General features: G+C 73.1%; 17 protein-coding genes. 10 read left to right on the forward strand and 7 right to left on the reverse strand.

Annotated features, from left to right (window positions below):
* Nucleotides 1–62: 62 nt before the first annotated feature.
* Nucleotides 63–533: an SAM-dependent methyltransferase gene (locus AB0G74_RS10915; RefSeq protein ID WP_361143272.1), complete on the forward strand. Its 471-nt coding sequence runs from the start codon at nucleotides 63–65 to the stop codon at nucleotides 531–533.
* 55 nt (nucleotides 534–588) lie between these two features.
* Here the strand turns inward: AB0G74_RS10915 and AB0G74_RS10920 are convergent, their stop codons facing one another.
* From AB0G74_RS10920 to AB0G74_RS10945, 6 genes are all read right to left on the reverse strand, one after another.
* Complete coding sequence (locus AB0G74_RS10920) at nucleotides 589–1,056, reverse strand: hypothetical protein (RefSeq protein ID WP_361143275.1); 468 nt, start codon at nucleotides 1,054–1,056, stop codon at nucleotides 589–591.
* A gap of 166 nt (nucleotides 1,057–1,222) precedes the next feature.
* Nucleotides 1,223–2,065: a helix-turn-helix transcriptional regulator gene (locus AB0G74_RS10925; protein ID WP_361143278.1), complete on the reverse strand. Its 843-nt coding sequence runs from the start codon at nucleotides 2,063–2,065 to the stop codon at nucleotides 1,223–1,225.
* A gap of 175 nt (nucleotides 2,066–2,240) precedes the next feature.
* The gene (locus tag AB0G74_RS10930; RefSeq protein WP_361143489.1) at nucleotides 2,241–3,449 is read right to left on the reverse strand and encodes an ABC transporter permease; all 1,209 of its coding nucleotides are present in this window, start codon (nucleotides 3,447–3,449) and stop codon (nucleotides 2,241–2,243) included.
* Between the two features lie 101 nt (nucleotides 3,450–3,550).
* Nucleotides 3,551–4,288, reverse strand: a complete 738-nt coding sequence (locus AB0G74_RS10935; protein WP_361143281.1) for an ABC transporter ATP-binding protein — start codon at nucleotides 4,286–4,288, stop codon at nucleotides 3,551–3,553.
* The gene (locus AB0G74_RS10940) at nucleotides 4,285–5,709 is read right to left on the reverse strand and encodes a peptidoglycan-binding domain-containing protein (protein ID WP_361143283.1); all 1,425 of its coding nucleotides are present in this window, start codon (nucleotides 5,707–5,709) and stop codon (nucleotides 4,285–4,287) included. Before AB0G74_RS10940 ends, AB0G74_RS10935 begins: the two co-directional genes overlap by 4 nt.
* A gap of 87 nt (nucleotides 5,710–5,796) precedes the next feature.
* On the reverse strand, nucleotides 5,797–6,405 hold the full coding sequence (locus AB0G74_RS10945; RefSeq protein WP_361143286.1) for a hypothetical protein: 609 nt from the start codon (nucleotides 6,403–6,405) through the stop codon (nucleotides 5,797–5,799).
* 165 nt (nucleotides 6,406–6,570) lie between these two features.
* On the opposite strand from AB0G74_RS10945, the gene AB0G74_RS10950 reads away from it, so the two are divergent.
* The 3 genes from AB0G74_RS10950 to AB0G74_RS10960 all read left to right on the forward strand — a co-directional run bounded on the left by AB0G74_RS10950 (nucleotide 6,571) and on the right by AB0G74_RS10960 (nucleotide 8,994).
* The gene (locus tag AB0G74_RS10950) at nucleotides 6,571–7,200 is read left to right on the forward strand and encodes a hypothetical protein (protein ID WP_361143289.1); all 630 of its coding nucleotides are present in this window, start codon (nucleotides 6,571–6,573) and stop codon (nucleotides 7,198–7,200) included.
* Nucleotides 7,201–7,288: 88 nt separating this feature from the next.
* The gene (locus AB0G74_RS10955) at nucleotides 7,289–7,648 is read left to right on the forward strand and encodes a hypothetical protein (RefSeq protein WP_361143292.1); all 360 of its coding nucleotides are present in this window, start codon (nucleotides 7,289–7,291) and stop codon (nucleotides 7,646–7,648) included.
* Between the two features lie 257 nt (nucleotides 7,649–7,905).
* Nucleotides 7,906–8,994: a magnesium and cobalt transport protein CorA gene (locus tag AB0G74_RS10960; protein ID WP_361143295.1), complete on the forward strand. Its 1,089-nt coding sequence runs from the start codon at nucleotides 7,906–7,908 to the stop codon at nucleotides 8,992–8,994.
* A 225-nt stretch (nucleotides 8,995–9,219) separates the two neighbouring features.
* Here the strand turns inward: AB0G74_RS10960 and AB0G74_RS10965 are convergent, their stop codons facing one another.
* Nucleotides 9,220–9,435, reverse strand: a complete 216-nt coding sequence (locus AB0G74_RS10965; RefSeq protein WP_361143298.1) for a hypothetical protein — start codon at nucleotides 9,433–9,435, stop codon at nucleotides 9,220–9,222.
* Between the two features lie 193 nt (nucleotides 9,436–9,628).
* On the opposite strand from AB0G74_RS10965, the gene AB0G74_RS10970 reads away from it, so the two are divergent.
* The 6 genes from AB0G74_RS10970 to AB0G74_RS10995 all read left to right on the forward strand — a co-directional run bounded on the left by AB0G74_RS10970 (nucleotide 9,629) and on the right by AB0G74_RS10995 (nucleotide 20,125).
* Nucleotides 9,629–10,582 carry a hypothetical protein gene (locus AB0G74_RS10970; protein WP_361143300.1) on the forward strand — a complete coding sequence of 318 codons (954 nt, stop codon included), beginning with the start codon at nucleotides 9,629–9,631 and terminating at the stop codon, nucleotides 10,580–10,582.
* Nucleotides 10,583–10,744: 162 nt separating this feature from the next.
* Nucleotides 10,745–11,542, forward strand: a complete 798-nt coding sequence (locus tag AB0G74_RS10975) for a hypothetical protein (protein WP_361143302.1) — start codon at nucleotides 10,745–10,747, stop codon at nucleotides 11,540–11,542.
* Between the two features lie 77 nt (nucleotides 11,543–11,619).
* Nucleotides 11,620–12,153: a CU044_2847 family protein gene (locus AB0G74_RS10980; RefSeq protein WP_361143305.1), complete on the forward strand. Its 534-nt coding sequence runs from the start codon at nucleotides 11,620–11,622 to the stop codon at nucleotides 12,151–12,153.
* 57 nt (nucleotides 12,154–12,210) lie between these two features.
* A complete protein-coding gene (locus tag AB0G74_RS10985) occupies nucleotides 12,211–14,622 on the forward strand; it encodes a trypsin-like peptidase domain-containing protein (RefSeq protein WP_361143307.1) in 2,412 nt (803 codons plus the stop codon).
* Nucleotides 14,619–15,803 (forward strand): MoxR family ATPase, encoded by a 1,185-nt coding sequence (locus AB0G74_RS10990; protein WP_361143309.1) that lies wholly within the window; start codon nucleotides 14,619–14,621, stop codon nucleotides 15,801–15,803. Before AB0G74_RS10985 ends, AB0G74_RS10990 begins: the two co-directional genes overlap by 4 nt.
* A gap of 20 nt (nucleotides 15,804–15,823) precedes the next feature.
* A complete protein-coding gene (locus tag AB0G74_RS10995) occupies nucleotides 15,824–20,125 on the forward strand; it encodes an SAV_2336 N-terminal domain-related protein (protein WP_361143312.1) in 4,302 nt (1,433 codons plus the stop codon).
* Nucleotides 20,126–20,229 lie beyond the last annotated feature (104 nt).

Genomic DNA, 20,229 nt, shown 5'->3' on the forward strand with positions numbered 1-20,229 from the left:
GCGGGCGACATACTTGAACGCTTCAATGGACCGGCGGGCATCAGGCGCGAGGAGCACACCGCATGGCACCGACGCTGAAGATCACCCCCATCGGCACGGTCGTCGGCGGCCGGTCCGAACCCACCGACGACCGTTGGACCGGCGCCGCGATCATCCGGCTGGACCCGGGGTTTCCCGTCGAAGTCGTTCAGGGGCTGGCGGAGTTCTCCCATCTCGTCGTGGTCTGGCACTTCCATCTCGCCTCCCCCGACGACGTCGCCCTGCACGCCCGGAGCCCGAGGAACGACCCCCGCTGGCCCGCCACCGGCACCTTCGTCCACCGCAACCACCGGCGACCCAACCAGCTCGCCCAGTCGTTCCCCCGGCTGCTGGAGGTCGACGGGCTCGACCTCCACGTCACCGATCTCGACGCGGTCGACGGATCACCCGTCTACGACCTCGCCCCCTACTTCCGCGAAATGGGCCCCCGGGGCGCCGTCCGCCAACCCGCCTGGCCCGGCGAGATGCTCGCCGACTACTGGGCGGACGCGTGAACTCCCGTCGAGCAGCGCATGGCCCGCCCTCGGGCTGTCGGCCGGCTGCGCCCGGTCACCGCAGTGGGCAGTCCAGTTCCAGTCTGGTGCGATTCGGGGAGCAGCACACCAGGGCCAGCGACAGATAGGAGGGGCGTTCGAGGTAGAAGCCGTGGGACACGTCCCCGCCGCGAGCCAGCCGGTCACAGGCGGAGGCGAGCAGCAGGGCCAGCCGCGTACTGTCCCGGTCCGACTCGGACATGAAGCGGGGCGCGTATTCGGTGAGACGTTCCCCCAGCCATACGGCCGCTTCCTTCGGCTCCTGCCAGGTGCCGCGAACCAAGCCCTCGGGCTTGATCAGCCAGTACGCCGTCTCCAGCGGCGGAAGGTCCACGACGGGGAACTCCGCCTTTAATTCCCTGTGCCGCTGGATCAACTCCGGCTTGCCGTCCGCCGGAGGGGAATGGGGGTACGGGGGGCGCCTCAGCGCTTCGTCGTCGAACCGCTGCTTGGAGCCGGTCCACAGATAGCCGTGGTGGTGCAACGGGCCGTTCCGATCGACACGGGGCGGGAGGCCGCGACCGGTCCGCGCCTCGTCCGGTTCGGCGGCCGTAAAGCACAGGCGAAGCGCAGGTGGGGCGCGGCGAAGGCAGGTCGGGGCGCTTGTGGGCGATAGGAATTCTCAGACCTTCTCCGAGGGGTTTCCAGCGCTATCGCTGTTGTCGGGTAAATGCCCTGGACCACTCGTGCAGGAGGTCTGCGCACTCGTCGCCGAACGCCGCGTACGACTCGTATCTGTCGAAGTCCTCGCGGTACGCGTTCACATCGCGATGGTCGCGCAGGATCAACGCGCCGGTGCCGGTTTCCACCGTCGCGAGTCGCCGGTCGTAGACCGTGAAGGTATTCAGAGGCATCTCGGGGATATGTCCCGCCGACGGGATGACCCCGAGGCGGACATTCTGAATGCGGGAGACCGAAGCCAGCCGGTCGAGCTGTATCGCCATGGCGATGGGCGGCAGCAGGGGCCAGCGGACGGCATGCTCCGTCAGCAGGAACGTGAACGACTTCGACGGATCGCGGAGGACGCTCTGTCGTTCCAGTTTCTTCGCGATGGTCCTGGACTGGTCCCCGGGGACGTCCGCGAGGCTGGCGCGCACGTACTCCGGTGTCGCCAGCAGTCCCGTGATCGCCGAGAGCAGGAAGAACCGGAACTCCGTTGTGGCGGCTTCGAGTCTCGCCAGCTCGTTCTGTTTCTTGTCGAGACCTCGGCGGCGGGAGGACCACCGGTCCTGCCACTCGATATTCGCCGTGCGCGCCAATTCACGGAGCTGTGCCGCTTCCGGATCATCGGTATCGAGTGCGTCGAGGATCAGCTCCACGTCGACAAGGACGGGGGTGAGTCTTCCGCTTTCGATATTGCTGATCTTGGTTTGTGACATGTTGCAGCGGCGGGCGAGCCAGGTCTGTGTCCTCCCGGCTCGCTTCCGGAGGATTCGGAGTGCTTCTGCCAGGTCCGATCTGGTCCGGCCCAGCCGTTCGGGCTCAAAGGTCAAAACCCTTCACATACTCCTCGAAGGGGAGAGGACCCCTTGTCCCGCGCCCCACACGGGGCGTCACCCCGACCCTACGGAGAGGCACCGGCCGTCGTCCACGCGGGCGGGCCCGTATTCGCGTTGTCGGATAAAGGAAGGCCCGGCGGCGGGGCTGGGGGCCCGCGCCGCCGGGGGTTCAGGAGGAGGTCAGGGCCTCCGTCGGGGGGAGGCGGCCGGCGCGGAGGGCCGGGTAGAGGCCCGCCAGCGCGCCGATCGCCAGGGTTGTGCCGATGGCGACGCCGGACGCCCACGGCGGGACTTCCGTCGGCCAGCCCCGGGCCGTGGCGTAGGCCGCTGTGATCAGGGTGCCGAGGAGTGTGCCGCCGAGGCCGCCGAGGACCGAGAGGAGGAGGGATTCGGCGACGAACTGGCCTCTGATCTGGCCGCTGGTGGCGCCCAGGGCGCGGCGGAGGCCGATTTCCGGGCGGCGTTCGAGGACCGAGATGACCATGGTGTTGCCGACGCCGACCCCGCCGACCAGCAGCGCCACCCCGCCGAGGCCGAGCAGCAGGCCCGTTAGGGCCGATTCCGTGGCTTCCCGGGCGGCCAGCGCGTCGGACGGGCGGGAGACTAGGACCGCGCCCGGGGTGGCGGGGTTGGCCGTGGCCGAGAGGACGTTCCAGACCGACTTCACCCGGTCGTCGGCGGCCCGGACGTACACCGTCGTCGGATGGCCGTCGAAGCCGAGGTATGTCCGTGCCGCGTCCCAGCCGACCAGCGCCGTTTCGTCCAGTTCGGGCGCCAGCGGCACCGGGCGCAGCACTCCGACGAGGGCGAACCACTCGCCGCCGAGCCGCAGTCGTGTCCCGGGGGTGTACGCGTCGAGCCGCTGGGCCGCCTTCGCGCCGAGGACGACCGCCGGGTAGCGGTCGGTGGCCGTGGACAGCCATCGGCCGAGACGGATCTCCGCGCCCGTCGTCGGCAGCAGGTCCGGGCCCGCGGCGGCGACGCCGACGCTGTTGGTACGGCCTTCGGGGATGTGCTCGTTGCGGTAGACCGCCGCGTCGGGGACCGCGCCGGCCGACGCCACCTGCCGGACCGGGCCGATCCGGCGGATCATGGGGACCGTCTCGTGGGGGAGTTTCGCCTGTTGGCCCGTGGCCGTCTCGCCGGGCGCGACCTTCAGCATGTTGGTGCCGAGTTCGTCGAGGAGTCGGTCGACCTCGGCCCGGCTGGAGCTGGAGATGCCGACGACGGCGGTCATCGCGGCGACGCCGATGGCGATGCCGAGCGCGGAGAGGAAGACCCGGAGGGGGCGGGTCCGCAGCCCGGTGCCGCCGAGCCGGACGAGGTCGGCGAGCCCGAGCCGGGCCGGACGGAAGGCCGGACGCCGGGCATGGCGCAGGGCCGGACGCCGGGAGCGCAGGGGCCGCCGGGCCGAAAAAGGCGCGGGGCGCTGCCCGAAGGGCCGTACGCCCGGCTCCCAGCCGCGGTCGTCGCGTCCGTTCACGACCTCACCCCGGCCCCGATACCGGTATCGGCCCCGACACCGCTGGTGTCCCCGACGACCCGGCCGTCGCGGATCTCCACCCGGCGGTCCAGCCGGGCCGCCAGCTCGCGGTCATGGGTGATGACGACCACCGCCGTCCCCGCGGCGTGCAGTTCCCGCAGCAGCCCGAGGACCGCCGCGCCCGACGCCGAGTCCAGGTTGCCGGTGGGTTCGTCGGCGAGCAGGAGCGCCGGTTCGCCGACGACCGCGCGGGCCACCGCGACCCGTTGCCGTTCCCCGCCGGAGAGCTGGTTCGGCAGATGGTTCGTACGGTGGTCGAGGCCGACTCCGGCCAGTGCGGCGGCGGCCCGGCGGCGGCGCTCGCGGCGGGGGACGCCCGCGTAGAGCAGGCCGTCGGCGACGGCGTCGAGTACGGGGACGCCGACCGCGAGATGGAACTGCTGGAAGACGAAGCCGATGCGCTGGGCGCGCAGGGCGGAGAGTTCGCGGTCCGACAGGCGGGCCACGTCGTGGCCGTCGACGGTGATCCGCCCGGTGGACGGCCGGTCGAGGGTGCCCATCAGATGGAGCAGGGTCGACTTGCCGGAGCCGGAGCGGCCGACGACGGCGACGAGTTCGCCGTGGCCGACGGCGAGGTTCACCCCGTCGACGGCGGTCACCCGGCCCGGGTACGTCTTCGACACGTCGCGAAGTTCGACCACGGGCGCGGGCCCGGCCGTCGGGGTCGCCGTCATTCGGGGATCCTCACCTTCGTGCCCTCGCGTACGCCCGCGCCCCGGATCTCGACCCTGCCGTCGGCGAAGAGCCCGGTGGTGACGGCGGTGAACCGGCCGGAGCCGTCGTCCGGGGCCCGTCCGCCGCCGTCCGCCAGTTCCAGTCCGTGGCCTCCTTCGGCGAGGGCGACCAGCGCCGCGACCGGTACGGCCAGGACGTCCTTGCGCTCGCGGGAGGTGTAGCGGACGGTGACGGGACCGCTGTCGATCCGGCCCACGGCGTCCGGGTCGGCGAGGGTGACCGTCACGGAGACCGTCGGATCGCCCGGCCCGTCACCCCCGCCCCCGCCCTCGTCCCCGGGTCCGCCGCCCGGGGCGGCGGCGGCCGATGTGCCGACGCTCGCGACCCGGCCGGGGACCGTACGGCCGTCGGGCAGGTCGACGGTCACCGCACGGCCGCGCGCCGCCCAGGTCAGTTCGGCCGCCTTCGCGTCGACGGTGACCATCCGCGTGGTGCTGGTGTACGTGGCCATCTCGCCCCCGGTCTGCGCGCCGGGCCGGGCGGTGAGCCCGGCGATCCGGACCGGTCCGGGGGCGTAGACGACGTCCCCGACGGCGATCCTGCCGGTGCGCGGCACTCCGAGGTCCCGCTGCCAGCGTTTGACGGCCGCCTCGGTGCGTTCGGTAAAGGTGTCGTCGACGGTGAACCCGCCGTAGCCGAGGGCGCCGAGGTTCCGTTCGAACTGCTGGACGTCCTGGCCGCGCAGGGGCGCGGACGCGGGGGTACGGGTACGGGGCCCGGGCGCCGACCCCGGTACGGCCGCCCGTCCTTCGGGGCCGCCCGCCTGCCCGCCCCCGCCCCCGGCACCGGATCCGGTGCCGTCCCCGGAAGCGCCGGTGCCCTTCGTCGTACCGCCGCCGCTGACCGTACCTCCGGTGGCCGTAGCCCCCACCCCGGATCCGTCACCCGTGCCTCCTCCGCTGCTGGTTCCGCCACCGATCCGCCCCCCGGCGGTCGGTTCGCCTTCTCCGGCCGGGCGCAGGCCGAGTTCGCGGTAGACCGGCAGGGCGCCGTACAGCAGCGTCACCGGCCGGTCGTCCACCCGCAGTACGTCGTCGCCCCGGCGCAGTACCGCGCCCTCGGCGGGCAGCCAGGTCACCGTGCCCTGGGCCCGGATCGCGAACGGCACCGCCGGGCCGTACCCGAGGCGGCCGTCCAGCTCGGCCTTGTCGACCAAGGTGGTCCGGGCGACCGCGACGGTCCGCCCGGACCGGTCGGGCGCGCCGGAGCCGCCGCCGTCACCCCCGCCGCCGAGACCGAGCGCGGCCACCGTACTGACCGCGCCGACCAGGACCACACCGGTACCGGTGAGCAGGGCGGCCCGGCCCCGGGGCCGTACGCCGCCACCGGCCCGGTGCCGTCCGTCGGCCGCCCCGGTCATAGGCGTTGGTGCCGCGGGGGCCTCGGGCCCGGTCTCGGTCCGCGGCCTCTCCGCCGTCTCCGGATTCTCGTACGCCGACACCGCCGATCAGCCCCTCGGAGTGACGTTCTCGGGCACCGGGCCGAGGATGGGCTGGCACTTCCGCATCGCGCGCTGGGCAGCGGCGGTCGTCCCGTCCCACGGGACGTCCTCGTACGAACCGTCGTCCCGGGCGTCGGGGAAGTCGGGGGCGCCGCTCTCCTGCATACAGGTGGCGTACCTCTTCCGCTTCTCGGTCTCCTCGCGCGTCGGCTTGGGGTTCATCTCCCGTTCGACGGAGTCGGGGACGACCGGCTGGAGGCCGGAGCATTTCTCGCCCGCCTTCAGGAACTTCGGGTCGCTTTTCAGGTCCTTAGTAGAGGCGCCGTTGTTGTACTCGACCCGCCCCATGGCGTCCGGGTCGGAGACCTCGACACCGTTCTGCCGCATACAGGCGACGTGCTTCCGTACGCCGTCGAGATAGACGGACAGTTCGGAGTCGGCCTTCTCCTTCTCCTTCCCGTTCGCGGCGGCCTTCTCCCCGTCCACGGAGGCGATCTCGTTCTTCGGTTCGTCCCCTTCCCCGCTGCCGCAGCCCGTCAGCAGGACCGACAGCGCCAAAGCGGCGGTGCCGACCGCCGTCCGTGCCGCGCTCCGACCACGACGACGTCCGTTCATCACGACAACTCCTCGACAGGTTCCACGGGACGCCAGGACGGTAGGCCGGACCCTTTGAAGAACTGATGAAGTTGCCGTCAAGAACCGTTGGGTCGAGCGGGCTGAACGGTGGGCTGAGTACCGCTACTCAGGCGGGCCGCGCCGGGGCGCCCGTATCGTCGGGCCATGCGTACCGGCCCCGAGCGCCGCCGTCACCTCCGGTTCCTGGTGCTCTCCTGTCTCGCCGCCCTGACCCTGCTGGGCGCGGCGGCGACCTATGCGGTCATTGGGCCGCCGGGCGACCATCTGTGGCGGGGCAAGCCCTATCCGGTCGCCGACCCGGACACGGTCGCCGAGCGGGTACGGGACGAGTCCCGGCGGATCCATACGGCCCTGGGCGCCCCGGCGGACCGCGCGCCGGTCTTCAACTCGCTGCGCTCCACGAGCTGCCGGGCCCGCGCGATGATCGCCACGGAGCGGATCGACCGGACAGCGGTCGCGGTGCGGCATGTGTGGGAGATCGACGGCTTCGACGGGCGGACCGCGCGGACGGCGATCGACCGGGCCGGGGAAGGGATCGCGGGCAGCGGTTGGAAGAACACCTTCCGCTACGACGACGAGATGAACGGCCGGGGCGGGGCCGGCGGCAGGTACGAGCAGCCGGACACCGGCTACACGCTCACCCTCCAGTGGGTGGCGTCGCGGCGTACGGTCCAGATCAATCTGGAGACGCCGTGCCGGAAGTTCCCCGCCGGGCATCCGAAGGCGGACGACGGGCCGCTGGAGTGGGTACCGGAGAGCCCGCTGCCGTCGTAGGGCGGGGCGTTCGGGTTCCCCGGCGCGGGGGAGTGGCGGGTGGTCGCCATCGGGGATTCGGGGGTGGGCCCGGGGGCACATTCCCCTCGTGACCGAAGAAACCGACGAGAGACAACCGGACCGGGCGGAGGGCTCACGGCTCCCGCCGCCGTCCGTGCCCGAGGCACCGGACGGTTTCTACGACGACGAGGAGATATCCCGGCTGACGGTGTCGATCGCCCCGTATCCCGGGATGGCGGCCAATGATGTGGTCACGGTCCATCTGGCGGGCTTCGGCACGCTCCACCGGGAGCCGGTCCGGATCCGCGGACCGTGGGTCGGCGGTGTCCTCGCGGTCCGGGTCGCCAAGCCGTATCTCTCCTCGTCGGCGACCCGGGTGCACTACGAGGTGGCGTACGCGGCCGGGGGCACGGCGGTCTCGGAACCACTGATGCTCAACGACCGCTGACGCGGGGCACGGAGCCGGGTCACGGACCGGGGACCGCCCGTCCCGGAGCCCGCCCCTGCGCCCGGCGCGCTCCCGGTCGCCGCCCGTCCGCGGCCCTCGGCCCCCCGGTCCTCGTTCGGCCCCGGTCCTCGTTCGGCCCTGTCCCCGGCCGTGCCGGGTCCGTACGCTCGCCCGTACCTCAGCCCGCCGTCCCCTCTGTCCCGTCTATCCCGTTATCCCGTCCCCGCCGGTTCCGTACCGGTCCGAAGGAGCCCGCAGTGCCCGTCATCCGCCGACTGCGCCGTGTCGTACGCCGTGCCGTGCGCCGAAAGGTCGATCTCTCCCACCCGAGGCGCTCCCCGCTCGGCAGTACGGTCGTCAACTGCGTCGTCTACGAGAACGGGCGGCGGCAGCCCTGCGACGGGAGCGCGGCCGACGCCCTGCGCAGGGTACGCAAACGCGGCCGGGGCTTCGTCTGGATCGGGCTCCACGAGCCCACCGAGGTGGAGTTCGCCCGCTACGCCGAGGTGTTCGGCCTCCATCCGCTCGCCGTCGAGGACGCCGTCCAGGCCCACCAGCGGCCCAAGGTGGAGCGGTACGGGGACACCCTCTTCACGGCCCTCAAGACGTGTGTCTACGTCCCCCACGACGAACTCACCCCCACCAGTGAGATCGTCGACACCGGCGAGCTGATGGTCTTCACCGGCCCCGACTTCGTGATCACCGTCCGGCACGGGCGGCACGGATCGCTCGGTCCGCTGCGGGAAACGCTGGAAGCCGCGCCGGAGCAACTGGCCAAGGGCCCGGCGGCCGTTCTGCACGCCATCGCCGACCAGGTCGTGGACGACTACCTCGCGGTCGCCGACGCGGTCCGGGACGACGTGGACGACGTGGAGAACGTCGTCTTCAGCGAGCGGGCGCAGCGGGGCGACTCCGGCCGGATCTACCAGCTCAAACGCGAACTCCTCGAACTGCGCCGCGCCGCCGGTCCGCTGGAACGCCCGATGCTCGGCCTGGCGACCAGACCGGAGCCGCCGGTCGGCCCGGAGATCCAGCCGTACTTCCGGGACGTGGTGGACCATCTGACCCGGCTCAACGAGCAGATCGCCGGATACGACAGCCTGCTGGACTCGATACTCCAGGCGCATCTCGCCCAGGTGACGGTCGTCCAGAACTCCGATATGCGCAAGATCACCGCCTGGGCCGCGATCATCGCCGTGCCGACGATGGTGTGCGGGGTGTACGGCATGAACTTCGAGCATATGCCGGAGCTGAAGTGGCGGTATGGATATCCGCTGGTCATCGGCCTGATGGCAACGGTCTGTGTGGTGCTCCACCGCAGCTTCCGCCGCAACGGCTGGCTCTGACCCCGCGCGTCCCCCCGGCTTCGGGATCCGGTCCGCGCCCATCATTGCCGACCGAGAGGCGGGCTCCCTTTTCAGGGCGGGCCCGGGGAGGGCATTCAGGGGCGCGGGGAACCGCGAGAGCAACCGACGACGGCGCGCGGTCGGCGATGACGGGTGGGGACCGCCTACGGGTTCCGGGGTGAGGCGGTCAGCCGGTGACCGGCGGCGCTCCGGAGCGGGCGCGGGCTATATCACCGTGACGAAGAGGCTCAGGGAGAGCACCGCCAGCACCGCGCCGTAGAGCGCGAGCCGCAGGGAGCCCGCCTCGTCGGACGGTTCCGTGCGGCCGGCGCTGGAGAGGCGGAGCGCGGAGACGGCCATCAGCAGCAGTGCGACGAAGGTGAGTCCGGCGACCGTGAATCCGGCGCCGGACCGTACCGCGTCGATCAGTGATTCCCTCACCCGGCGAAGGTCTCACGCACCGCCGGTCACCGCATCCCGGAGTGCTCCGTCCGGCACGGGGACGCCGACGGCCTCGGTGCCCCCGTCCCACCAGCGGTGTTACGCCTGTGGGTGACCGATCCGACAAATGTCTTATTCATCAGTCGAAGTGATAGTGCTACCTGTGTCCTCACTGCGCCCATAACGTGCTGTTGTGGCCCGTTCGGAGCAGTGGAGCGCAGTGGCGATCGCGGCGGTTCTTCTCGGCACACAGGCGGGCGGTACGGCCTTCGCCGCGGCCGGGGGCGCGGGGGAGACGGCGATACCGGCCCGGCCCGTGACCGAACCCGTGACCAAATCCGTGGGCGAGCCCGCGGCCGAGCCCGCGTCCCGGACCTTCGCCGACCGGCCCGGGTACGCGGCCGTCCCCCGGCCGTCGGCGAGCCCGGCGGCCGGGGACGTGCTCCGCGCGGCGGGTGAGCGGAGCCGTAGGGCCCCCGCGATGGTCATCGACCGGGTTCACGAAAAGGCTCACGACAAGGCCCTCCGCGAGGCCCCCGGCGCGCGGCCCTCGTTCTCCGCCGGGGCGAATGTCCGGATCGACGTCCCGGGCGTCGTCTGTGTCTGCGCGCGGGCCGCCGCGTCGGGCCCGTTCCCGGTCCGGGTCTCCGTACGGATCCGGGTCGACGTACTCACCGAGTGCCCCAAGCCGACTCCCACGCCCACACCCACCCCGACGCCCACCCCGACTCCCACGCCTACGCCGACCCCCACACCCAGCCCCACGCCTACCCCCAGCCCCACGCCCACACCGACCCCCACACCGACTCCGACGCCGAGCCCCACCCCCGTACCGACCCCGCCTCCGGCTCCGCCGCCTCCGCCGCCCGCGCCTCCGGCCCCGGCACTCCCGGCGCCGGAGCGGATCGTCGCGGCCCCGCCCGTACCGCCCGCCGCCCGGCGTCCCCCCGCGCCCCGGCCCGCCCCGGCGCCCGGCCCGACCAGGCCGCCCGTCCGGCCGGTCCCGGCCGCGCAGGAGATCCCCGCCTATCGGCCGCCCGCGGCCGCCCAGCGGCACGAGGGCATGTCCATCGTCGTTCTCGTCCTGGTCACCACCACCCCGGCGGTACTCGCCGCCGCGCTGCTCAAGCCGCGTCGGGGCCGCTGACCCCCGAGGCGCCGGGCCTGTACGTCATGTACGTGCCGTGTACGCCCCGTACACCGCACGTCCGTCGTCGCGTACATCGCGTCCGTCGCGTACATCGCGTACGACCCCGGCACCTCCCCGCCCCGGCCGTTCCCGCACCTTTTGAACTGGAGACAGAGCCCCATGTCCGAATGGCTGGTCCTCGGAATCGCCATGGCGTCGGCCATCGCGGTCGTCGTCGCCGTCACCCTGCTCAACCAGCGCAGACGCAATCTGAAGCTGGCGCGGGGCGAGGAACCGGACGGCGACGGCGTCGAGACGCCCGACGTCCTCGAATACATGACCATGATGGTCGGCGTCGTCTACGCCATCGTCCTCGGCCTCGCGATCGCGGGTGTCTGGGAGGCCCGGAGCGCCGCCCAGGACGACGCCCGCCGCGAGGCGCAGGCCCTCTACGAACTCGTCCAGCGCGCCGAGGTCTTCCCCGCCGACTACCGGGCCCGGCTCTCCAACGACGTGGACGCCTACGTCTCCCACGTCGTCCACCGCGAGTGGCCCCGGATGGTCGACGGCGGCGAGATCGACGGCCGGGGCGACGAACTCCTCGCCGAGATCCGCTCGGACGTCGCCCCGCACGCCCCCGAGGGCGAGTTGCAGTCCCATGCCTACCAGCCGATGCTCGACCGGATCGCGATCGCCGACGAGGCCCGTAACTCCCGGGTCCAGAGCGCCGGGGCGACCCTGCCGGGAGTGGTGTGGTTCGGGTTGATCGTCGGTGCCCTGGTGACCGTCGGCCTGATTTTCACCATGAACATCGGCCGCAGTTACCAGGAGTTGCTCCTCGCGGGCTTCTTCAGCGCGCTGATCGCCTTCCTGTTGTTCCTGGTCTGGGACTTCGACGCCCCCTTCGGGCGCTCCGGCACCGAGTCGGCCGAGGTCTTCCGGGCGCTCTTCCCCAAGGCGGCCGGATCCGGAGGGTGACGCTCATCTCCGCGCCACGGCAACCGAGTTGGCTCATTGCGTAGGTACGGAGCCGTACCGATCGGCACAATGTGTATGTGGCTGATTCCGCGGAGTTGACATTCGAGGACGGTACGCCCGTCCGATTTCTGCTCTCATCCGGTCCGGCGGCGGCCGAACCGCCGGGCCCCGGGCAGGGGTACGGGACACCGGCCGACGGGTCCCCGTCCGATTCCGCCGGAATCTACGGGGACCCCGACGACGACGATCTCCCGGCGGGCATGGGCCCGGCGGTGCCCGTGGCCCGGGGCGACCGGCGGCCCGGCTCCCGCCCGACGGTCGCCTCCTTCACGGCGGGCGCCCTGCGGGGCGCGCTCCGCCCGCTGGGCGCCCTGCTGGAGGAGGTCCACCACGCGGTCTCCGCCGCGCCGGTACCGCCGTCGGACATCAGCGTCAGCTTCGGCGTCCAGATCGGCGAGGACCTGAAGCTGGGCATCGTCGGCGGCAACGCCCTGGCGCACATCACCGTCACCGCCAACTGGCAGCCGCTCGGGACCGGCGGCGGACCGGGTACCGGGAACGGCGCGCTGCCGGGCCCGTCGGCGAACGGCGCGGCAGCCGGAACGGAGTGACGTATGGACTGGTTCCTCCCGGGGGCGTCGGAAGCGACGAAGGAGCCGCTTACATGCGTGGTGAGCGTACGGAGCACCCTCGACCGCAAATCGGTGGGCGCCGGGCTGCTCCTCGCCCCCGACACGGTTCTGACCTGCGCTCATGTCGTCAATGACGCCTTGGACCGGACGATGTTCGACACCCGGCTGCCGGGGGCGTACGAGATTCCCGTCGTCCTCACCGGCGCCGGGGAGCGGACCGAGTGCTCCGCCCGGATCGCGCACTGGATCCCGCCCCGGCCCGTGCGGGGCGAAGGACCGGTCCAGGAGGGGGCCCGGGAATGGCGGGGCGACCTGGCCGTGCTGCGGTTCCCCACACCTTCCGTGGACAGCGGCCGGGCGACGGCAGGGCGACGGCTCGCCGACCGTACCGACATGGAGCCCGGACAACAGGTCCGGCTCTGGCACGGCAGCGCCAACCCGGCGACCTTCGCGGACGCGACCGTCGGCGACGTCCTGCCGTACATCGGCTATATCGACGGCGCCCCGACCGGGATGGCCGTCGACAGCGGCTACAGCGGCGGCCCGATGTGGTCGAAGGACGACGAGGCCGTCGTCGGGATCGTCGTCGCCCACTTCATGCCCCCGACGGACACCGAAGGGCGTCCCCTCCCGGCCGGTCCCCAGCAGCTGATCCGGCGCAGCTGGGGGATGCCCTGGCAGCGGATCGAGGCCGAACTGCGCGCGGTGGGCGCGCTGCGCCCGGAGGAGCCGCCGCGGATCGAGAAGGACGACCCCGCCCATGTCCTGCTCGCCGCGGCGCTGCACGGACTGATGCCGTCGTCCAGTACCCGGCTGGAGTACGGCCAGCGGCTGGCACAGGAGTTGGGCCTGCGGGGGGCGAGTGAGATCTCCGGCCCGTCGGCGGAGGAGTTCGCCCGGGTGCTGCTGCGGGAGCCGAGGGCGCTCGCCCTCTTCACCGAGTCGTCCCGGGGGCTGGACGCGACGTCGACGGACGAGATCCTGGCGGCGGGCGCGCTCTCCCCGATACCGAGGCTGCTGTCGCCCACCGAGCACCGCAGACTGCACAAGCTGCTGCACGACACCGACCGGTCCGTACGGGCCCGCTTCGCGGAGGCGGCCCGCGCGGCCCTGCCCATGGCGGCGCCGATCGGAGGAGGCAGGGGGCCGGGGACGGAGCCCGAGGGGTCCGGTGCCGGGTCCGGCGAAGACGGCTACGGCGACGGCGGTCCCCGTGGCACCGGCGGCGCGGGGGCCGACGGTGCCGCCGGAGCCGACGGCGCCGACGCGAACGGGTGCGCCGTCGCCCCCGGTGGCGATCCGGACGGCCGGGTCGGCGGCGGGGACGACGGCCGGGACGGCGGGGGCGGCGGCAGCTCGGCGGGCTGGACACCGACGCTCGACGAGCTGATCGACCATCTGGAGACCCTGCACGGCGACGGCCGTACGGACGGCGACGGCCCCCGGGTCCCGGCGCTGCTGCGGGTCGTGGAGTATCTGGCCGTGCTGTGCGAGTCGTCGCGGTGCGCCCAGTTCCGGATGTGGTCGAACGGGGTGGCGTCCCGGCTCGGTATCACCCGCTCGGCCCTGAACGAGCGGCGCGGCGACGCCAAGGAGTGGCAGCGGATGCTGCGCACCCGGACGGCCCGGGCCCGGGTCCTCGTCCAGGTCATCCCGCACGGCCGGGACGAGGAAGGGCGTGAGCTGCACCGGTTGCGGATCTGGTGCGACGAGGGCGGCGGGCCGCGCCAGGTGTCGACCGCGTCCACCACCACCTATCTCGCCTCCGAGGCGGCGCGGGAGCTGCTGCGGGTCCTGGAGTCTCTCGCCCCGGCGGCCGTAGCCGAGCAACTCCCGCTGGTGGAAGTGCTGGTGGAACCGTCGGGGCTGAATCTGCCCATCGACGAATGGGACGGTATGCGTCCCGGCGGGATCGTGCCCGGTGTGCTCGGTGTGGAGTTCCCGCTCGTCGTCCACTGCCCCGAATTCCTGCGGCGGCAGGAGCGCTTCCAGCCCGTATGGCGCCGCCGCTGGCAGCAGCTCGACTCGGGGCGGAAGATCGTCATCTCCGACCGCGGCCGCTGGCAGCAGCTCAAGTCGGAACGGACGATCGTCATCTCCGACATCCATCAGGGGGTCCGGGGGTTCTACGCCACGCTGATGGAGCATCTCGACGCGGTCCGGGTCCTGGTGGACGTACCCGCCGAACTGCGGGACACGATCGTGCAGGTCTGTCTGGCCGTCGGCGTACCGGTGGTGGTGTGGGACCGGGAACGCGGCGAGGCGTCCCACGCGGTGATCGAGATGGACGCGGTCGCCACCCGGGAACTGCCCGACGGGGTCCGGTCCTACCGGGCCAGAAATATGCGGCAGCCCCGGGAGTACCCGGGGCGACCGGTACTGGCCTGGGCCGACGCGGACCGCACCGTACCGAAACTTCATCTGTCCGAGCCCGTGGAGAGCGCATGAGCACACGACCTTCGGAAGTGCCGCAGCCGGAGCCCGAGGCGGGCCGAGGCGACTGCGGCGACTCGGCCGGCTCCGCCGGCTCCGCCGACTCCTCCGGTTCCGGCGAGGACCGGGGCGGCCGTCCGGACGGTGACGGTCCGGCCGCCGGTTCCACCGGTTCCGCCGGTTCCGCCGGGGAGCCGGGCGGCGACTCCGGCGACGGTGAACCGCCCGCGGGGGACTGGCGACTGTTCCGGGGAAACGGCACGTCCCGGCCCGTCCGCTTCCCGAAAGCCCCGAAATGGCGCCGCTTCACCCCGGTCGACCACGACGCCCGCCCGGACCCGAAAGCCGGGACGAAATCCCGGTCGAACCTCCCCTATCTGATCGAACCGCGCCATGCGGACGTGGTGAACGCGGCGCTCCACCTGCGCCGCCCCCTGCTGGTCACCGGCCCGGCCGGGACCGGCAAGTCGTCCCTGGCGCGGGCGATCGCGTACGAACTCCAACTCGGCGAACTGCTGCGCTGGCCGGTCAACAGCCGCTCCACGGTCCGGGACGCGCTCTACCAGTACGACGCCATCGGACGGCTGCGGGAGACGACCCTGCGACGGGACAGGGGCGAGGAGGAGCCGTCCATCGGGACCTTCATCCGGCTCGGCCCGCTCGGTACGGCCCTGGTCCCGGCGAAGCGGCCGCGCGCCCTGCTCGTGGACGAGATGGACAAGGGTGATGTCGATCTTCCCAACGATCTGCTGACCGTCTTCGAGGAAGGCGTCTTCGACATCCCGGAGCTGACCCGGCTCCCGGAGGAGTTCGAGTACGTCCCCGTGGAGACCGCGGACCGGGGCGACCCGGTCCGGGTGCGCCGGGGCGTCGTACAGTGCCACGAATTCCCGGTCGTGGTCATCACCAGCAACGGCGAGCGGGACTTCCCGCCCGCGTTCCTGCGCCGCTGCGTCCGGCTGAACCTTCCCGTACCGGGCGAGGAGCGGCTGCGGGCGATCGTCGCCGCCCACCTCGGCGAATCGGCGCTCCGGGACGCGGACGATCTGATCGAGACGTTCCTGCGCCGCCGCGCGCCGGGGGAGCTGGCCACGGATCAGCTGCTGAACGCGGTATTCCTCCGGGTCGGCGGGGTAGACCTCGATGCGGACGGTCTGTTGGACGCGGTGCTCCACCAGCTGACCGGATCGATGTAGGCGGCGGGGCGGAGTCGGCGATGACGAGGCCGGATGGCGCGGGGGACGGAAACGGCGGTGACCGGAGACCGCCCGGCTCCGACGGGGGCCGTGACCACTCGGAGCGGCGCGACCGGGACGCCGTGGCGGAGGACAGCCGGAGCATCCACGTCTGGGACGGAACGGTCTGGGGCGGCGAGATCCAGGTCGGCAACTTCGAGCTCGGGCCGGTCTACTTCGACGACGACGAGCGAGTGGTCCGGGAAGAAGGACGGGACGCCGAATCCGACGCGGCCACGGACACCGATGCCGACGCCGAGCCCGAAGCGGAGAACACCGAGCCCGATGCCGAGGAGGCCGAGGAGGAGGACGAGGGTTCGCCCGCCTTCCGCGTCGCCTACGACGATGCCCCGGCCTTCATCCCCTTGCCCGACGACTACTGGGCCGGTCTGCCGGCGGCCGCGCGCGCACACGGTACGGACGAGGTCCCCGAGCCCCTGGAGGTTCCCGAGCCCCTGGAGGTCCCCGAGCCGCCGGAAGTCCCCGAGCCCCCGCACGTACCGGAACCCCCGGACCCCGCGACGCCGTTGGTCGCCCCGCCGCCGGATTCCGGCTCGGCACCCGGATTCGTGCCGGGCCCGATGCTCGGTCCGCCGGGCGGTCGGGAACGGCTCCGCGCGGGCGGGGGAGCCGAATCCGCCGACTTCGTACCGTCTTCGGCCGCCGGGCCCGGCGGGTACGACGCCGGGCCCGCCGACCCGGACCCCGCCGACCCGGACCCCTCCGGCCCCGGTCCGAACCCGCCCCTGTCCCCGTCTCCGCCGCCGAACCCGGCCCCTGACCCGAACCCGAATCCCGTTCCGCCGCCCGCCGGGGAGCCGCCGCGTACGGACCGGGAGCCCGAGACCGGGGTCCCCGTACCGCCCCCGTCTCCGGCGCGGTCGCCGTCACCAGAACAGGAACCCGGCGCGCGGATCGGGGAGTTGCTCGCCGTCCTGCGCGGCGCCGGGCGGGAGCTCGACGCCGAACAGGTGCTGGACGTGCTGTGGCTGGCCCGGCTGCTGCCCACCGGCGTCGACAGCGCGCCGATCGCCGCCCGGGCCGAACCGCCGCCGCCCGGGCCCGCCGTGCCCGCGCGGCCCGGGCCGGGGGACATCAAGGACCCGGCCGTCGACCAGGAGGACCGGCTGCCGCCCGGATTCACGGCGCCCGCGCTCTACGCCTCGGCCCGGCAGCGTCCCGTACCGCGCGACCCGTCCGAAATGGAGCTGCGACCGCCCGACAAGAGGCCGCGGTCCGCCCTGCCGGTGCTCATCCCGGAGAGCAAGGCCCTCACCGACCAGCTCGAACTCGGCCGGGCGCTCCGGCCCCTGCGCCGCCGCCGGGCCAGCCGGGATCTGAGGGAGATCGACGTCGAGGCGACGGTGGCGATGTTCGCCGAGACCCGGGTCCCCGATGTCGTCCAGCGGCCCGTGCGGGAGCGCTGGCTGCGGCTCGCCCTCCTCGTCGACGACGGCCTGTCGATGCTGCTCTGGCACCGGCTCGGCGCCGAACTGCGCGGACTGCTGGTCCGGCTCGGCGCCTTCGCGTCGTTACGGGTCCACGGCCTCGACACCCGCGCCCGCGGCGGCCCCAGACTGCGCGCCCGCCCGTTCCGCGAGGACAGCTCCGAGCTGCCGCTCACCGGCGTCAACGACCCGTCGGGCCGCACCCTGGTGCTGGTCGTCAGCGACGGCATGGGGACGGCGTGGCGTACCGGGGCCATGCACCAGCTGCTGCGTTCCTGGTCGGCCCGCGGCCCGGTCGCCGTCGTCCACACCCTGCCGCCGGAGATGTGGGAGGCGTCCGGGATCCACGCGGACCGCTGGCGGGTGACGACCCGGTCGTCCGGCGGCGCCAACACGTCGTGGGAGATCGCCGACCCGATCCTGCCGCTCGACCTCGCCGACTTCGACGGGGTGCCCGTACCGGTCCTGGAGTCCAATCCGCGCTCCCTCGCCCAATGGTCCCGGCTGCTGGTGTCCCCGGGCACCACGGTCGATCTGCCGCTGCTCGCCCGGCCCAGCCGGCACGCCCCCGTCGCGTCCGCCGTCTCCCTCGGCAGCGCCCAGCACTTCCGGGACGCGGCGACCCCGGAGGCGTACCGGCTGGCCGCGCATCTGGCCGCCGTCGCCCCGCTGTCGGTACCGGTGATGCGGCTGGTGCAGGAGGCGGTGCCGTGGCGGGCGGAGACCGCGCATCTGGCGGAGGTCTTCCTCGGCGGACTGATCCGGCCCCATCCGGCACCCGTACCGGCCGGTGAACCGCTCCCCGCCAAACACCGGATCTTCGACTTCACCGAGGAGTCCAAGACGGCGCTGCTGGACGCCGTACCGCAAGCCGAACTGCTGCTCACCGGCCGCCGGATCGGCCGTCAGCTGGAACGGCTCGCGGGCCGCTCCCCGGACTTCCCCGCCTGGCTGGCCCACCCGTCGGGGATCGCGGACCTGCCCGCGGACCGCCGCCCGTTCACCCAGGTGGAACGGCGGCTGCTGAGCCGGTTCGGAGTGCCGCTCGACACATCGGCGCGACGCCTCGCGCCCCCGTCGCCCCGGCCCGGGGACGACACCGGCACCGAGGGCCCGAACGCGGACGGCGGCTGGCGGCCCCTGCGCCCCGACGACCCGGAGCGGCTCGGCCCGTACCGGCTGTCGGGACGGCGGCGCGGGCGGCGGACGATCGTCTACCGCGGTGAGACCAGGACCGGCCGCAAAGCGGTCCTGCGCGTGCCCCGCCCCGATCTGCCCGCCGCCACCGCCCGGCTGATCGACACCGAGGCGGAGGCCCTGACCAGGCTCGACGGCCGGTACGCCCCCGTACTGCTCGACCGGGGCACCGAGGGCAATACGCCCTGGCTGGCGATGACCCCGATCGCCGAGGACGACGACGCCGACGGGGGGTCCGCGCAGCCGCCCCGGATCAGCGACTTGGTCGACGCGGCGGCCTACGACGGCCAGGCGCCCTTCGATACGCTGCCCGGTCTCTTCGCGGCCTGGCAGCTCGCCAGCGCCGTCGACGTCTGCCATGTGAACGGCCTGGTCCCGGCGGTACTGACGGCCGACAGCGTCTTCGTCCTGCGCCGCTCGATCGTGCTGGGCGATCTGTCGGACTGCGCGATCGACGGCGAGTACGCGGGCGCCGGCCCGGTGCCGACACCCCCCGACACGATGCCCGCCCTGGGTGAGCTGCTCCAGACGATCAGTACCCGGGTGGGCCCGGGGCTCCCGGAGATGCCGGAGGGCATGCAGCGATGGCAGGGCGGCACCTGGGATCTGCTGCGCTCGACCGTGCTGCGCTGTTTCGACCCGGACCCGGCGAACCGGCCGACGGCGGGTGAGCTGGCCGATCTGCTCTCCCGCTATCTCGCCATGCACCAGGTACGGGACGTCGGCGGCACCGGCCCGACCCGCCCGGCCGCCGAGGAGGGCGGGGACGAGGAACGGCCCCGGCTGATCCTGTCCGAGGCCAGGCCCCGGCACGAGCTGATCCGGCTGGGCCGCTTCCAGGGCCGCGGCGGGCCGCGCCGGGCGGAGGACCGGGAGCTGCTGGAGTCGCTGCGCACCCCGGTGCCGCACAGTGTGCGGCTGACGCTGACGGGCGGGCGGCTGTACGACGGGCGGGCCGCGTTCACCGCCGCGCTCGGATCGCTGCTGACGGTGGTGCGCGGGGAGCCGGTACTGGCGCTGGACGGGTCGCCGGAGGGCGGCGTACTGGAACAGTGCCTGGTGGAGGGGCGGAATCCGGCGTCCTGGAAGGAGTTCGCCGGGCTGCCGGACGGGGCGTCGTACCGCGAGGTCAGAGGCCGTACGACCACCCTGCCGTCCGGTCTCGACGTGGTGGCGCACCACCACGCGCGGACATTCCGGGTGAACCCCAGCCACGCCCAGGAGTACATGCGGGTACTGGCGCTCACCGCGCCCCACTACTCCTTCGTCCTCACCGACTGGACCGGTGAGCTGGACAAAAGCTCCGTGGTGGTGCTGAACCACACGGACCGGCTGCTGGTCTTCTGCCATCTGGGCGTCCGGGCGGACGCCCAGATGACCCTGACCTGGTTGCGCCGGACCGGCCGGGAGGCGCTGGCGGAGCGGGCGCTGCTGGTGGTGATGGAGCCGATGGGCGGGGGCGTGGGCGCGACGGACCGGGCGTCGGCCGCCGAGGCGGCCCGGATATCGCCGGAGCAGGTGGTGACCGTGCCCTACGAGCCGCAGGCTCCGTACCGCTTCTGGGATCTGGCGAAGCTGCCGGTGCCGACCGTACGCGGACTGCTGGCGGTGGCGAAGGCGCTGGTCAGCGACTTCTGAGCGGGCTGCGAGCGGCTTCTGGGAGGCTCGGCGGCGGGTCGGCGGCGGGTCGGCGGCGGGTTCGGTGGGGCCTTCGGCGGGGCCTTCGGCGGGGCGGCTGCGGG

The organism is Streptomyces sp. NPDC020875, from assembly GCF_040641415.1.
GTDB lineage: Bacteria > Actinomycetota > Actinomycetes > Streptomycetales > Streptomycetaceae > Streptomyces.

What these genes read in the sequence shown, in the direction of transcription:
- AB0G74_RS10995 (WP_361143312.1), top strand. Translation starts at nt 15,824, where the DNA reads ATGACGAGGCCGGATGGCGCGGGGGACGGAAACGGCGGTGACCGGAGA.
- AB0G74_RS10915 (WP_361143272.1), top strand. Translation starts at nt 63, where the DNA reads ATGGCACCGACGCTGAAGATCACCCCCATCGGCACGGTCGTCGGCGGC.
- AB0G74_RS10945 (WP_361143286.1), bottom strand. Translation starts at nt 6,405, where the DNA reads ATGAACGGACGTCGTCGTGGTCGGAGCGCGGCACGGACGGCGGTCGGC.
- AB0G74_RS10935 (WP_361143281.1), bottom strand. Translation starts at nt 4,288, where the DNA reads ATGACGGCGACCCCGACGGCCGGGCCCGCGCCCGTGGTCGAACTTCGC.
- AB0G74_RS10950 (WP_361143289.1), top strand. Translation starts at nt 6,571, where the DNA reads ATGCGTACCGGCCCCGAGCGCCGCCGTCACCTCCGGTTCCTGGTGCTC.
- AB0G74_RS10990 (WP_361143309.1), top strand. Translation starts at nt 14,619, where the DNA reads ATGAGCACACGACCTTCGGAAGTGCCGCAGCCGGAGCCCGAGGCGGGC.
- AB0G74_RS10975 (WP_361143302.1), top strand. Translation starts at nt 10,745, where the DNA reads ATGTCCGAATGGCTGGTCCTCGGAATCGCCATGGCGTCGGCCATCGCG.
- AB0G74_RS10940 (WP_361143283.1), bottom strand. Translation starts at nt 5,709, where the DNA reads ATGACCGGGGCGGCCGACGGACGGCACCGGGCCGGTGGCGGCGTACGG.